This is a genomic window from Mycobacterium nebraskense, from assembly GCF_002102255.1.
GTDB lineage: Bacteria > Actinomycetota > Actinomycetes > Mycobacteriales > Mycobacteriaceae > Mycobacterium > Mycobacterium nebraskense.
In genome coordinates, this window is record NZ_LQPH01000128.1 from 56,250 (window position 1) to 70,063 (window position 13,814).

A 13,814-nucleotide genomic window follows, 5' to 3' on the forward strand; every position below is an offset into this window, starting at 1 on the left:
CTATCGGCCATGCCGGGACAGGACGCAGTAAACGGTATCGTTCTCTGCCCCAATGGCTTCGGGCCTCCAGGCCGACCCCACCGGGGCACGGGTGAAGTTGCCATGTCGTTGTGGCCTTGGTAGTTTGCTGCTGCGCCCGCGCAGTCGGGCTGCCAACCGCTCACCGATGAGCGTTCGTTGGCCTCGTGCGACAGCATGCCGCCAGTTCTTGAGCAGCAGGAAACGCGCTCTCGGCACGGCGTCACCGGGCCTGTCCGTGGGTTCGACCGTCGAGGGGTCGGTCGTCATCCGACGGATTGCTCAAGGCAACTCCGCGAGGACCAGTCGCAGCACCCGCACGGCACCCGCCTTGTCGAGCGGGTCGTTGCCGTTGCCGCATTTGGGGGACTGCACGCAGGACGGACATCCCCGGGGGCACTCACACGCCTCGATGGCTGCGGCTGTCGCACCCAGCCAGGTACTCACCTGGCGAAAGCCGCGTTCGGCGAACCCGGCGCCGCCCGGATAGCCGTCGTACACGAAGACACTGGGCAGACCACCGGGTTCCGGTCCCACCGCGGTGGACAAGCCGCCGATGTCGCCACGATCGCAGCTGGCCACCAACGGCAGCAGACCGATCGCCGCATGCTCGGCGGCATGCAGCGACCCGGGGATCCGCGGTGCGTCAATACCCTTGCGCAGCAACGCCTCTTCGGTGATGGTGTACATCACCGCGGTGGTCGCCAACGTGTGTTCCGGCATGTCCAGCTCGATGAAGTCGATCACCTCCCCGGAAAGCCGGCGGCGCAGATACCCCACCACCCGATGGGTGACGGTCACCGGCACCAGGCCCAGGGTGACCGGCCCGAACTGCGAGCGCTCGCCGGTGCCGGTGACGGCGATGTCGGTGATTTCCCGCGCAAACGTCGCGTAACCGGGGTCCTCGGCGTGCACGAAGGCGATCGCGTCCTCGAAGTCCAACGAGTCGACGACGTAACTCTCTCCCTGATGCAGGTAGACGGCACCGGGGTGGACCGACGCGGGGGCCTGACCGACGCCGGTGCTGCCCAGCAACCGCCCGGTGTCGGCCTCCACGATGACGATCTGGCCGCCCGCCGACCCGCGGATGTCCACCGCCGCATGCGGTTCTAGGCCGGCTGCGGGAAAGTACTTGCCGTTGCGGCGCCGCAGCAGTCCGTCGTCGATCAGGCCCTCGGCCACCTCCGTGGCGCCGAAGTCACGCACCTCGGCCTCGTCGAGCGGCATTTCGGTTGCGGCACAAAGTAGTTGGGGTCCCAAAATGTAGGGGTTGGCGGGATCGATCACCACCCGCTCGACCGGCTTGCCCAGCAGCGCGGCGGGGTTGTGTACCAGGTACGTGTCCAGCGGATCGTCGCGGGCGATCAGCACGACCAGCGCGCCCTGCCCGCGCCGGCCCGACCGGCCGGCCTGCTGCCAGAACGAGGCGACCGTGCCGGGGAAACCGGCGAGGACCACCGCGTCCAGTCCCGCGATGTCGACACCCAACTCCAGGGCGTTCGTGGTGGCCAGGCCCCGCAGCCGGCCCTCCGCCAGGGCGCGCTCCAGCGCGGTGCGGTCCTCGGCGAGATAGCCGGCCCGATACGACGCCACCTTGCCGGACAGTTCCGGGGCGATGTCGTCCAACCGCGCTTGGGTGCCCAGCGCCGTCAACTCCGCGGCGCGCCGCGACCGGACGAACGTCAGCGTCTGCGCCCCCTCGGCGATCAGGTCGGCCATCACCCGCGCCGCCTCCGCACCGGCCGAGCGGCGCACCGGCGCGCCGTTCTCGCCGAGCAGGTCGGCCCGCAGCGCCGGCTCCCACAACGCCACCGTCCGGGCGCCCTGGGGCGAACCGTCCTCGGTGACCTCCTCGACCGGAAGCCCGATGAGCTCGGCGGCCGTCGCGCCCGGTGCATCCGTCGTCGCGCTGGCGAAGATCACCGTGGGCATGGAGTCGGGTCCAGCGGAGTATCGCGCACACAGCCGCAGCAACCGGCGCAGCACCATCGCCACGTTGGAGCCGAAAACGCCACGGTAGTAATGGCATTCGTCGACGATCACGAACCGAAGACCGCGCAAAAGCACGGCCCAGCGGGCATGGTTGCGCAGAATCGACAAATGAATCATGTCGGGATTGGAAAACAGCCACCGGGACCGTTCGCGCGCGAAGCGGCGGACTTCCGGGGGGCTGTCGCCGTCATACGCGGTGGGAGCGACGTCATGCAGCCGCGGGATGGCCGCGGTGAGCGCGTGCGCGGCGCGCAACTGGTCGTGGCCAAGCGCCTTCGTCGGGGACAGGTACAGCACCCGGGCGCGCGGATCGGTGGCCAGGGCATTGAGGACGGGAAGCTGATAGGCCAGTGACTTGCCCGACGCGGTCCCGGTGCTCACCACCACGTGACGGCCGGCGTGAGCCAATTCCGCGGCGGCCGACTGGTGTGACCAGGGGGAACTGATGCCGCGGTCGGTGAACGCGCGCACCACGTCGGGCTCGGCCCACGCCGGCCAACTGTGCGGGCGGCCGCTTCGCGGCGGCAGCTCGGCGACGTGGCGCAGCGGGTGCTCGTCGGCAGCGGTACCGGCGAGCGCGGCGGCGAGCAGGTCGCTGCCGAAACTCGCCATTCGCACCCTCCTGGAACCCGTCTCAGAATGCGTCCAAGGCGCAAGTCTGTCGCCGACGCGATGAACATGGTTGACTATTTGCGGTCGCAGCTTCTGTGTTCGTGTCAAACTTTCGCAGGATCGACGTTGCGGCCGCGGTTCCTGCGAGGTTAATCGGTCGGGTGAAGTTCCGGCGACTGAGCGAGGTATGGCGGTCGTACAGGCCCGGGGCATCGAAAGGCGATGTCCCGCACCCAGAAGAAAAGGAAAGATCGAGAGATGCCACAGGGAACTGTGAAGTGGTTCAACGCGGAGAAGGGCTTCGGGTTCATTGCCCCCGAAGACGGTTCCGCAGACGTGTTTGTCCACTACACGGAGATCCAGGGTTCGGGCTTCCGCACCCTTGAAGAAAACCAGAAGGTCGAGTTCGAAATCGGCCACAGCCCTAAGGGCCCCCAGGCCACCGGAGTCCGCTCCGTCTAAGGACGAGCCGATTCTCCACGGACCCCCCGTGCAGTCCCGCTAGCGGGCCCGCCGGGGGGTTTCGTATCGCAGCCGGCTCGCGAAACCGCCGCCGCGCCGGTTGCCTCAAGACGCGGATGGTCGACCTGGCCTACTGTCGGTGGCGTGAGCCAGCTTTCCTTCTTCACAGCGGAGTCGGTGCCGCCCGCGGTCGCCGATCTCTCCGGGGTGCTGGCGGCTTCCGGGCAGATCGTCATGGTTGGCGGGCTGGAGGCGCAGGGCGCGCGGCTTGCTCGGCTTTCAGTGGTCGTAGACCACCTGTGGCGCGCTGCCGCGCTGGCCGACATGATCCGCGAGGCGGGGCTGACGCCCGAAATAGGCCGCACCGACGAGGACACCCCGTTGGTGCGGACGGCGGTCACCGCTGCTTTGGTCAATTTGGCCGCCGAATGGACGCGCGGCGCGGTCAAAACGGTTCCCCCGCGCTGGCTCCCCGGGCCGCGCGAATTGCGGGCGTGGACGCTGGCGGCCGGTCACCCCGAGGGCGACCATTACCTGCTTGGGCTGGATCCACACGCGCCCGATACCCATTCCCCGCTGGCGTCGGCTTTGATGCGGGTCGGAATCGCCCCCACTTTGATCGGCACCCGCGGCGGCCGCCCGGCGCTGCGGGTCAGCGGCCGTCGCCGGCTATCGCGCCTGGTAGAGAACGTGGGCGACGCCCCCGACGGCGTTGACGCGCCATCGGCGTGGCCGCGGGTATAACCGCGGAAAAAGACTTGCGTTTTCGGCAGCCGGTTTGCGCAGGCGCGCCCAAGGGTGCGAAATTGTCAGGTGCCCGAAGGCGAAGGAACGCTGGCGTATCTGAATTTCCGCGGAATTTTTGACGCCGGCCTGTCATTCTTCTGCGGGGCGGCCTCGCAGGGGGGCCGAGATCAAGGATGGAGCGTAAGCGTAGTTGGCCGACCCGAATCTCAAGGACCGCGAAAGCGGCCGGGCTGGGAGCCGTAGGCGACTCGTCATCGTCGAGTCGCCTACCAAGGCGCGCAAACTGGCCGGCTACCTGGGCTCCAACTACATCGTCGAATCCTCGCGCGGTCACATCCGCGACCTGCCCCGCGCCGCGGCCGACGTGCCGGCGAAGTACAAGTCGGAGCCGTGGGCACGGCTTGGTGTCAACGTCGACCACGACTTCGAACCGCTGTACATCATCAGCCCGGAGAAGAAGAGCACCGTCAGCGAACTGAAGGGCTTGCTGAAAGGCGTCGACGAGCTCTACCTGGCCACGGATGGTGACCGCGAGGGCGAAGCCATCGCCTGGCACCTGCTGGAAACCCTGAAGCCGAACATCCCGGTCAAGCGAATGGTGTTCCACGAGATCACCGAGCCCGCCATCCTCGAGGCCGCCGAGAATCCCCGTGACCTGGACATCGACCTGGTCGACGCGCAGGAAACCCGCCGCATCCTGGACCGGCTGTACGGGTACGAGGTCAGCCCGGTGCTGTGGAAGAAGGTCGCGCCCAAGCTGTCGGCCGGCCGGGTTCAGTCGGTGGCCACGCGCATCATCGTGCAGCGGGAACGCGACCGCATGGCGTTCCGCAGCGCCTCCTACTGGGACATCCTGGCCCGGCTGGACGCCAGCGTGTCCGACCCAGCCGCCCAGCCGCCCACCTTCACCGCCCGGCTGGCAGGCGTCGACGGCCTGCGCGTTGCCACCGGCCGCGACTTCGATTCGCTGGGCCAGCTGCGCAAGGCCGACGAAGTGACCGTGTTGAACGAGGCACAGGCGACCGAGCTGGCCGCCGGGCTGCGTGGCGCCCAGCTGTCCGTCGCCTCGGTGGAGGAGAAGCCCTACACCCGCCGGCCCTACGCGCCGTTCATGACGTCGACGCTGCAGCAGGAGGCCGGCCGCAAGCTGCGGTTCTCGTCGGAGCGCACCATGAGCATCGCCCAGCGGCTCTACGAGAACGGCTACATCACCTATATGCGTACCGACTCGACGACGCTGTCGCAGTCGGCGATCAACGCCGCGCGCACGCAGGCGCGCCAGCTCTACGGCGAGGAGTACGTCTCGCCGTCGCCGCGGCAGTACACCCGCAAGGTGAAGAACGCCCAGGAGGCGCACGAGGCCATCCGGCCCGCCGGCGAGACGTTCGCCACCCCGGACGCGGTGCGCCGTGAGCTCGACGGCGACGAATTCCGGCTCTACGAGCTGATCTGGCAGCGCACCGTGGCCTCGCAGATGGCCGACGCGCGCGGGACCACGCTGAGCCTGCGGGTCAGTGGTCAATCCGGGGGTCGCGATGTGGTGTTCTCGGCCAGCGGGCGCACCATCACGTTCGCCGGCTTCCTGAAGGCCTACGTGGAGACTGTCGACGAATTGGCCGGCGGCGAGGCCGATGACGCCGAGAGCCGGCTGCCGCACCTGACGCAGGGCCAGCGGCTGGACGCCATCGAGCTCACTCCCGACGGCCACGCCACCAACCCGCCGGCGCGCTACACCGAGGCGTCGCTGGTGAAGGCGCTCGAGGAGCTGGGCATCGGCCGCCCGTCGACGTACTCGTCGATCATCAAAACCATCCAGGACCGTGGCTACGTGCACAAGAAGGGCAGCGCCCTGGTGCCCTCGTGGGTCGCGTTCGCCGTAACCGGTTTGCTGGAGCAGCATTTCGGCCGGCTCGTCGACTACGACTTCACCGCCGCGATGGAAGACGAGCTCGACGCGATCGCCTCGGGCCAGGAGCGGCGCACCGACTGGCTCAACAACTTCTACTTCGGCGGCGAGCACGGGGTGGCCGACTCGGTGGCCCGCTCCGGCGGCCTGAAGAAGCTCGTCGGCGTCAACCTCGAAGGCATCGACGCCCGAGAAGTCAACTCCATCAAGCTGTTTGACGACGTGCAGGGTCGCCCCGTCTACGTCCGGGTGGGCAAGAACGGGCCTTACCTGGAGCGCATGGTCACCAACGATGAGGGTGAGCTCGGGCCGCAGCGCGCCAACCTCAACGACTCGCTCACGCCCGACGAGCTGACGCTGGAGGTGGCCGAGCAGCTGTTCGCCACACCGCAGGAGGGACGCTCGTTGGGTGTCGACCCGGAAACGGGTCACGAGATCGTCGCCAAGGACGGCCGGTACGGCCCCTACGTGACCGAGGTCCTGCCCGAGCCACCCGGCGAGGAGGACGGCGGCGCCCCGGCGAAGAAGGGCAAGAAGCCCACCGGCCCCAAGCCCAGAACCGGCTCGCTGCTGCGCAGCATGGACCTGCAGACCGTCACCCTCGAAGACGCGCTGAAGCTGCTGTCACTGCCCCGGGTGGTGGGCGTGGACCCGCAAACCGGTGAGGAGATCACCGCGCAGAACGGCCGCTACGGCCCATACCTGAAGCGCGGCACCGATTCTCGTTCGCTGGCCACCGAGGACCAGATCTTCGAGATCACGCTCGACGAGGCGTTGAAGATCTACGCCGAGCCCAAACGCCGCGGCAGGCAGGCCGCCGCCGCGCCGCCGCTGCGCGAGCTGGGCACCGACCCGGCGACCGGCAAGCCGATGGTGATCAAGGACGGCCGATTCGGGCCCTACGTCACCGACGGCGAGACCAACGCGAGCCTGCGCAAGGGCGACGACGTCCTGTCGATCACCGACGAGCGCGCCGCCGAACTGCTGGCCGACCGGCGGGCGCGCGGTCCGGTGAAGCGTCCCGCGAAGAAGGCCGCCCGCAAGAAGGCCCCGGCCAAGAAGGCCGCCAAGCGCAACTAGACCGGTCTAGTAACCGGGGCCGATTGCCTCGCTGTGCACCTCTTCGGGGGCCCGTACGGGTTGGGAGTCCGTGGATCCGGCCAGATTCACCGGCCGCGCCAGCTGAGTGGGGGCGGTGCGGCCGCGCAGCTCGACCACTTCGCCGACATCCCAGCACAAGGCCTCGGCGTCGAGCGCGCCGCTGACCGCGATCGCCGACGCCAGCACGTGGCCGGACTCGAGTTTGGCCAGCTCGGTCAGCCGGGCGGCCTCGTTGACCGGGTCGCCGATCACCGTGTATTCGAAGCGGGCCTGGGCGCCGATGTGCCCGGCGATCGCCCTGCCCGCCGACACCCCGATGCCGAACTCCGCGGACCCGATCACCGGGAGGAGTTCGTCGTGCAGTTCGCGAGCCGCGGCGAGCGCACCGCCCGAAGCGTCGGGGTGTTCGATCGGTGCGCCGAAGATGGCCAGGGCGGCGTCGCCCTGGAACTTGTTGACGAAACCGCCGTGCCGGCCGACGGTATCGACCACCACCCGGAAGAACTCGTTGAGCAGGTGGACCACTTCGGCGGGTGGTCGGGTCGCGGCGAGCTTGGTGGAGCCGACCAGGTCGACGAACAGGACCGCGACGTGGCGCTCCTGACCGCCCAACTCGGTGCCGCGCTCCAGTGCCCGGCGGGCCACGTCTTCGCCGACGTAGCGACCGAACAGGTCACGCAGCCGCTGCCGCTCGGACAGGTCGCGCACCATGTCGTTGAAGCCGGCCTGCAGCAGGCCCAGCTCGCTGGCGTCGTAGATCTGCATGTGCGCGTTGTAGTTTCCGCGCTGCACCTCGGACAGCGCCCACCGCAGCTGACGTAGCGGGTCGGCGATCGACATGGCCACCAGCAGGGTGCTGACAAAGCCGATGCCCAACGCCGCCAGCGCCAGCAACAGGATGGGGGTGAACAGCTTCTCCGGGGTGGCGTGCAGCAGGGACGCCTTGTCCGCCATCACCGCCAGCACGATGGCCAGCACCGGGACGGCGGTGGACAGCATCCACGTCAGGATCTGCCGCAGGATGACGCCGGGCGCCTGGACGTTCTCGGGCACGCCGCTGCGCAGGGCCGCCACGGCCACCGGCCGCAGCACCCGCTCGGACTGCAGGTAGCCGATGATCGCGGTCGCCGCGGCGCCGAGCCCGGTGGCGACGGCCACGACGGGCGCGGCGAATCGGGCCACCGACCAGCTGGCGATGATGAACACCACGCCGCCGATGCACCAGGCCGCCATGCTGATGAGCGTGCGGTAGAAGGGCATCCGCAGGGCGCGGCTGCGGGCCAGCTCGGTGGCGGCCGGGTCGGCCTCGGCGAGCAGGTTGTCGCGGCGCTGCCAGCGGAAGACCGGCATCAGCAGCTTCAGGTTCACCATCCAGCCGGCCAGGAACAACAGCACCAGCGCGGCCCCGAAGACCGCCAGGTTCAGGACCGGCAGATCCTGCAGCTGAATACGATCCTCGGGGGGCAGGGCGTAGCGCAGGAAGCCGAGCACGAAGAGGGCGCCGATGATGTCGGCCTGCAGCATGCTCAGCGAGAACAGCGGCCACGGGGTACGCACCACCCACCGGACGAATGCGCTGATCCGCCCGGGCAGTGTTGCCGGTGATGCCACGATCCCACCGTATCGGTCAGCAGGGACTTGTCGGAAACTTACAACCATCTCGACGTGCCCCCGTTCGGGCCGAAAAGAGCGGAAATGTAACGGGCTTGTCGCGATACGGTGGCCGATCGGTATATGTCGGCAGCGGTGGCTACTGTTACCGGTGATGTCCGGGGTGTTTACGCGGCTGGTAGGCCAGGACGTGGTGACGGCCGAGCTGCTCGCCGCAGCCAGGGCCGCCCGCGGTGAGCTGGTTCACAGCGATGCGGGCGCCGGGACTATGACACATGCATGGCTGATCACGGGTCCGCCCGGATCGGGGCGCTCGGTCGCGGCGCTGTGCTTCGCGGCCGCGCTGCAGTGCACCTCCGACGGCGAACCGGGGTGCGGGCAATGCCGGGCCTGCACGACGACGATGGCCGGTACCCACTCCGACGTGCGCCGGGTGATTCCCGAAGGGCTGTCGATCGGGGTGGACGAGATGCGCGCCATCGTGCAGATCGCCTCGCGGCGTCCGGCCACCGGGCACCGGCAGATCGTGGTGATCGAGGACGCCGACCGGCTGACCGAGGGCGCTGCCAACGCGCTGCTCAAGGTCGTCGAGGAGCCGCCGCCCTCGACGGTGTTCCTGTTGTGTGCGCCGTCGGTGGATCCCGAGGACATCGCCATCACGTTGCGTTCCCGCTGCCGGCACGTCGCGCTGGTCACCCCGCCGACCGAGGCGATCGCGCGCGTGCTGATCGACAGCGACGGCCTGACGCCCGACACCGCGAACTGGGCGGCGTCGGTCAGCGGCGGTCACGTGGGCCGGGCGCGGCGGCTGGCCACCGATCCCGAGGCCCGGGAGCGCCGCGAGCGCGCGCTGGCGCTGGTGCGGGACGCCGCGACATCGTCGCGGGCCTACGCCGCCGCCGAGGAGCTGGTGGCCGCGGCCGAAGCCGAGGCCGTGGTGCTCACCGCGGACCGCGCCGAGGCCGAGACCGAAGAGCTGCGGACGGCCCTGGGCGCGGGCGGCACCGGCAAGGGCACCGCCGGCGCGATGCGTGGTGCCACGGGCGCGATGAAGGACCTCGAACGGCGGCAGAAGTCGCGTCAGACCCGGGCTTCGCGCGACGCCCTGGACCGGGCGCTGATCGACTTGGCGACGTATTTCCGCGATGCGCTCATGGTGTCGGCGGGCGCGGGGTCGGTGCGGCCCAACCATCCGGACATGGCCGACCGGGTGGCGGCGCTGGCCGCCCATGCCCCGCCCCAGCGGCTGCTGCGCTGCATCGAGGCGGTCCTGGAGTGCCGCGAGGCGTTGGCGATCAACGTCAAGCCCAAGTTCGCGGTCGACGCCATGGTGGCCACCTTTGGCCAGGAACTGCGCGATTGATTTCGTCGTGCCCGTCCCGCTGCCGTAGACTCGTGCCGCCCGGCGTGAGGGTATGCCGCCTTAGCTCAGTCGGTAGAGCGATTCACTCGTAATGAATAGGTCGGGGGTTCGATTCCCCCAGGCGGCTCCATCGTTTTTCTGCCGGGCGCGCGGCTAGGCCGGCGCCAGGAAGCCCACCGGACCCGACGCGATGCACAACGCCAGCGCGGTGGTGTTGGCGCGCACGGTGATCGCGTCGCCGGCGCCGGGCAGCCGGGCGAAGACCCGGTTGAGCCCCGGATGCACGGGGACCTTGACCTCGGGTCCCTGCGTCATCGACAGCGTCATCGTTCCCTCGCTGTTGGCCAGGTAGTTGAGTTCGACGCTCCAGTCGGCGGGCAGCAGCGGCCCGTCGAGCACCAGGCGCGCCGGCTTGTCCGGTTGCGTGAAATAGCCACACTGCGGCAGGGGGCCCGGCGCGATGGTCCGCACCCAGGTCACCCGCGCCTTGACCAGTCGGCCCGAGCTGTCCAGCATCCGCAATTGCGTTGTGGCCAGGGCGAATTCGGGCCTGTCCCGCAGCAGGGCGAACATGTGGCTGGCCAGGTTCTCCGGCGCCGCCACCCGTTGCAGCACCAGCGGATCGACCTCCTGATCCAGCAGCGGCGCCGTAGAGGCCGCGTGCGCTGCGGCCAGATCGGCCTGGGCGTTCTGCAAATAGCGCTGGGCCGGGTTGTCCCGCCAGCTGGTCAGAAACGTCGCCGTCGAATAGAGGCTGCTCGCCACGAACAACGTCGCCAAGACCAGCGTCACCACGGTGCGTTTGGGCGAGGCGTCCAGCCAGCGCGCAGCGGCGGCCCGGTTCGGCGCGCAAAACGCGACGGCGGCCAGCAGCGCCAGTACGAAGACGAGATCCGGGAAATAGCGCAGGGTTTGGGCGAGTTCCAGCGCGGTCTGCTTCGACGAGCGCATCAAATAGACCGGCACCTGGCAGGCGACGGCATAGCCGGCCGCCGTCAGCCACACCGGTCCGATGCGCTGCTTGCGCAGCAGTGAGACCGCGACGGTGCCGCCCAGCACCAGCCAGCCGAGCACCATCACCGACGGCGGGGGGGTGGCCCACGGCGAGGCGGGCGCCCACCGGTCCCAGTGCCACGGGCCGCCGGCCAGCCCCGGCACGATGCCGTGCGTCATCGATCGCGCGAGCAGCTCCGCCGTCATCGTCAGGTCGGAGCTCCATCGCCGCTGGTTGACCACCGCCAGGTAGAGCGCTATCCAGCCGGCGGTGAGCGTCAGCGCCGGTATCCACAGTCGCAGCCCGGCCCGCCACACCGTGAGCAGCGCGGCCCGATCACCCTGGACGTGGCGTAGCAGCGCGGCCACCGCGAACGCGACGAACGGGATCACCGCGGCCTTCTCGAAGAACAGCAGCCCGCCGAAGTAGACCAGCGTCCCGGTCACCGCGTAGCGCCGGTTGCCCGTGCGCACCAGCAGGATGGCGTCGGCGCACACCCACGCCAGCGCCGCCAGCATCGGCAGCGAGTTCAGCGCCGCCGCCCACCACGCGAACCCCGGCACGGCCAGCGGCGTGAACAGCGCGAACGTCAGCGGGATCAGCAGCACCGGCCGCCAGCCGAGGACGACGTACAGGGCGCGCAACAGCGCCAGCGAGGCCAGCAGCTGCAGCACCAGCAGGCTGATCGCCGGCCCGGTCCAGTTCAGCGGAGCCAGCCGGATGATGGCGCCGCCGACCAGGAAGGCGCCCGGCATGACGTGGCCGTCGTGGTCGTCGAAGAGGTACGACGGCGACAGCAGGTTGTGGGTGCCGGCCTTCCCGATGAGGATCAGGTCGTCCCAGTAGAAGTAGCCCCCGAACGCCAGCACCGCGCGTATTCCCAGCGCAGCGGCGATCAGCGCGACGGCCAGGGCCACTATGTATGGTGGGCCGGTGCGCGCACTGGTAACCGGGGCAGCCGGATTCATCGGGTCGACGCTAGTCGACCGCCTGCTGGCCGACGGCCACACGGTGGTGGGGCTGGACAACTTCGCCACCGGGCGCGCGACCAACCTCGAGCACCTGGCCGACAACCCGGCGCATGTCTTCGTCGAGGCGGACATCGTCACCGCCGATCTGCAGTCCATCCTCGATGAGCACCGGCCTGAGGTGGTGTTCCACCTGGCGGCCCAGATCGACGTGCGGCACTCGGTGGCCGACCCGCAATTCGACGCCTCGGTCAACGTCATCGGCACGGTGCGCCTCGCCGAGGCGGCACGGCTGGCGGGGGTGCGCAAGATCGTGCACACCTCGTCCGGCGGATCCATCTACGGCACCCCGCCGCAATACCCGACACCTGAGACCGTGCCGACCGACCCGGCCTCGCCGTATGCCGCCGGAAAGGTGGCCGGCGAGATCTACCTGAACACCTTCCGCCACCTGTACGGCATGGACTGCTCGCACATCGCCCCGGCCAACGTCTACGGCCCCCGCCAGGACCCGCACGGCGAGGCCGGCGTAGTGGCGATCTTCGCCCAGGCGCTGCTGTCGGGTAAGCCCACCAAGGTGTTCGGCGACGGCGGCAAAACCCGCGACTACGTGTTCGTCGACGACGTGGTGGACGCCTTCGTCAAGGCCGCCGGGGAGGCGGGCGGCGGGCAGCGTTTCAACATCGGCACCGGCATCGAAACCTCGGACCGGCAACTGCATTCGGCGGTGGCGGCGGCGGTCGGAGGACCCGACGACCCGGAGTTTCATCCGGATCGCCTGGGCGATCTGAGGCGGTCGTGCCTCGACATCGGTTTGGCCGAACGGGTTTTGGGCTGGCGGCCACAGGTCCGGCTCGATGACGGCGTGCGCCGGACGGTCGAGTACTTCCGGAAGGCCCAGACGGTCTAGCTCCGCCGAGCGTGTACACACTGCGAAATTTCGGGGTTTTTCGCAGTGGCTACACGGTCGACGCAGAGTGAGGAGTTTCGGGCGCCTGGGCGCTCTCGAGCGCAAGGGCCCGGGCGAGGCGCGCGTAGCGCAGTTCCAGGTCCTTGAACCGCATGTAAGTGCTGAGCGTGGTGAAGCAGAACGCCATGATGAGCGCGTAGAGCATCAGGTCGGTGCCGCGGCGCACCCCGAACCATTGCGCCACGACCGTGGTGTCGTCGGGCCGCAGCACGGCATAGACGCCGGCCAGCACGAAGACGACGTAGCCGACCTTGACCCAGGCCCGGGATCGCGCGTTCCTGCGCGACCGCAGCAGGTAGACCAGCAGCGCGATGATCGACCCGATCAGCAGCACCTGGATCCAGTTCATCTTTCAGTCCTTTTCATCTCGGAATCCTCCCTCGCAGGAACCCGTCGAAGATGATGTTGACGCCATTGAGGAGTGGCTGGCCCTTCGACTTCGAGTAATCGGTGTACAGCACCTCGACCGGTTGTTCGACGACGCGCCAATGGTTTTCGGTGATCAGCATGATGAACTCGTTGGCGTGGCTCATGCCGCTCATGGTGATGTCCAGCCCGTCGGCGACCTTCTTGTTGAACACCCGCAGTCCATTGTTGGTGTCGGTCAAGCCAAGTCGGCGGCCGCGCCGGCTCAGCCGCGCCGCGGTCTGCAGCACCAGCCGCTTCACAAACGGGGGCCGGGCGCCGCCGTGCGCGCCGAACCGCGTCCCGATGACGACGTCGACGTCCTCCGCGCCCAGCCGGTCGACCATCGCGGCCAGATCCTTGACCCGATGCTGCCCGTCACCGTCGAACGTGGCGAACACCTGCGCCCCAGGTTGTTTGCGCGCGTACTCGACGCCGGTCTGGATGGCCGCACCCTGGCCCAGGTTGATCGGATGGCGCACCAGGTGGGCACCGGCCCGCCTGGCGATCTCGCCCGTGTCGTCGGTGCTGCCGTCGTCTACGCAGACGACGTTGTCGAAGATCGAGCGCACATCGGCGACCACCTCGCCGATGACGGAGGCTTCGTTGAAGGCGGGGATGACGATCCAGGCGCCCGAGTATTTGGGTTCGATGCCCACAAGGTT

At 69.0% G+C, this 13,814-nt stretch carries 10 protein-coding genes and 1 tRNA gene; 6 read left to right on the forward strand and 5 right to left on the reverse strand.

All coding sequences use genetic code 11. The features are described from left to right. Positions 1-300: 300 nt before the first annotated feature. On the reverse strand, positions 301-2,622 hold the full coding sequence (locus AWC17_RS16745) for a DEAD/DEAH box helicase (protein WP_047322472.1): 2,322 nt from the start codon (positions 2,620-2,622) through the stop codon (positions 301-303). Positions 2,623-2,880: 258 nt separating this feature from the next. On the opposite strand from AWC17_RS16745, the gene cspA reads away from it, so the two are divergent. The 3 genes from cspA (at position 2,881) to topA (ending at position 6,817) form a co-directional block, all read left to right on the forward strand. After that, positions 2,881-3,084 (forward strand): cold shock protein CspA, encoded by a 204-nt coding sequence (gene cspA, locus AWC17_RS16750; protein WP_007166602.1) that lies wholly within the window; start codon positions 2,881-2,883, stop codon positions 3,082-3,084. 144 nt (positions 3,085-3,228) lie between these two features. Further along, positions 3,229-3,828, forward strand: a complete 600-nt coding sequence (locus AWC17_RS16755) for a hypothetical protein (protein WP_046186105.1) — start codon at positions 3,229-3,231, stop codon at positions 3,826-3,828. 193 nt (positions 3,829-4,021) lie between these two features. Then, positions 4,022-6,817 (forward strand): type I DNA topoisomerase, encoded by a 2,796-nt coding sequence (gene topA / locus AWC17_RS16760; RefSeq protein ID WP_046186104.1) that lies wholly within the window; start codon positions 4,022-4,024, stop codon positions 6,815-6,817. Between the two features lie 6 nt (positions 6,818-6,823). Here the strand turns inward: topA and AWC17_RS16765 are convergent, their stop codons facing one another. Beyond that, positions 6,824-8,497 (reverse strand): adenylate/guanylate cyclase domain-containing protein, encoded by a 1,674-nt coding sequence (locus tag AWC17_RS16765; protein ID WP_231588660.1) that lies wholly within the window; start codon positions 8,495-8,497, stop codon positions 6,824-6,826. Between the two features lie 106 nt (positions 8,498-8,603). Here AWC17_RS16765 and AWC17_RS16770 point away from each other — a divergent pair, with 106 nt between their 5' ends. Then, positions 8,604-9,812, forward strand: coding sequence for a DNA polymerase III subunit delta' (locus AWC17_RS16770; protein WP_085164868.1), 1,209 nt, complete (start codon positions 8,604-8,606; stop codon positions 9,810-9,812). Positions 9,813-9,866: 54 nt separating this feature from the next. Then, positions 9,867-9,942 (forward strand) — tRNA-Thr (locus tag AWC17_RS16775). A gap of 23 nt (positions 9,943-9,965) precedes the next feature. Here the strand turns inward: AWC17_RS16775 and AWC17_RS16780 are convergent. Next, positions 9,966-11,774, reverse strand: coding sequence for a hypothetical protein (locus tag AWC17_RS16780; RefSeq protein ID WP_167385594.1), 1,809 nt, complete (start codon positions 11,772-11,774; stop codon positions 9,966-9,968). On the opposite strand from AWC17_RS16780, the gene AWC17_RS16785 reads away from it, so the two are divergent. Then, entirely contained in the window at positions 11,740-12,684 is a 945-nt protein-coding gene (locus tag AWC17_RS16785) for an NAD-dependent epimerase/dehydratase family protein (protein WP_167385595.1), read from the forward strand. The genes AWC17_RS16780 and AWC17_RS16785 overlap by 35 nt on opposite strands. 49 nt (positions 12,685-12,733) lie before the next feature. On the opposite strand, the gene AWC17_RS16790 is transcribed toward AWC17_RS16785, so the two are convergent. Together AWC17_RS16790 and AWC17_RS16795 are read right to left on the reverse strand one after the other, a co-directional pair. Next, entirely contained in the window at positions 12,734-13,093 is a 360-nt protein-coding gene (locus AWC17_RS16790; RefSeq protein WP_046186599.1) for a DUF2304 domain-containing protein, read from the reverse strand. Positions 13,094-13,106: 13 nt separating this feature from the next. Then, complete coding sequence (locus AWC17_RS16795) at positions 13,107-13,808, reverse strand: glycosyltransferase family 2 protein (RefSeq protein ID WP_046186598.1); 702 nt, start codon at positions 13,806-13,808, stop codon at positions 13,107-13,109. Positions 13,809-13,814 lie beyond the last annotated feature (6 nt).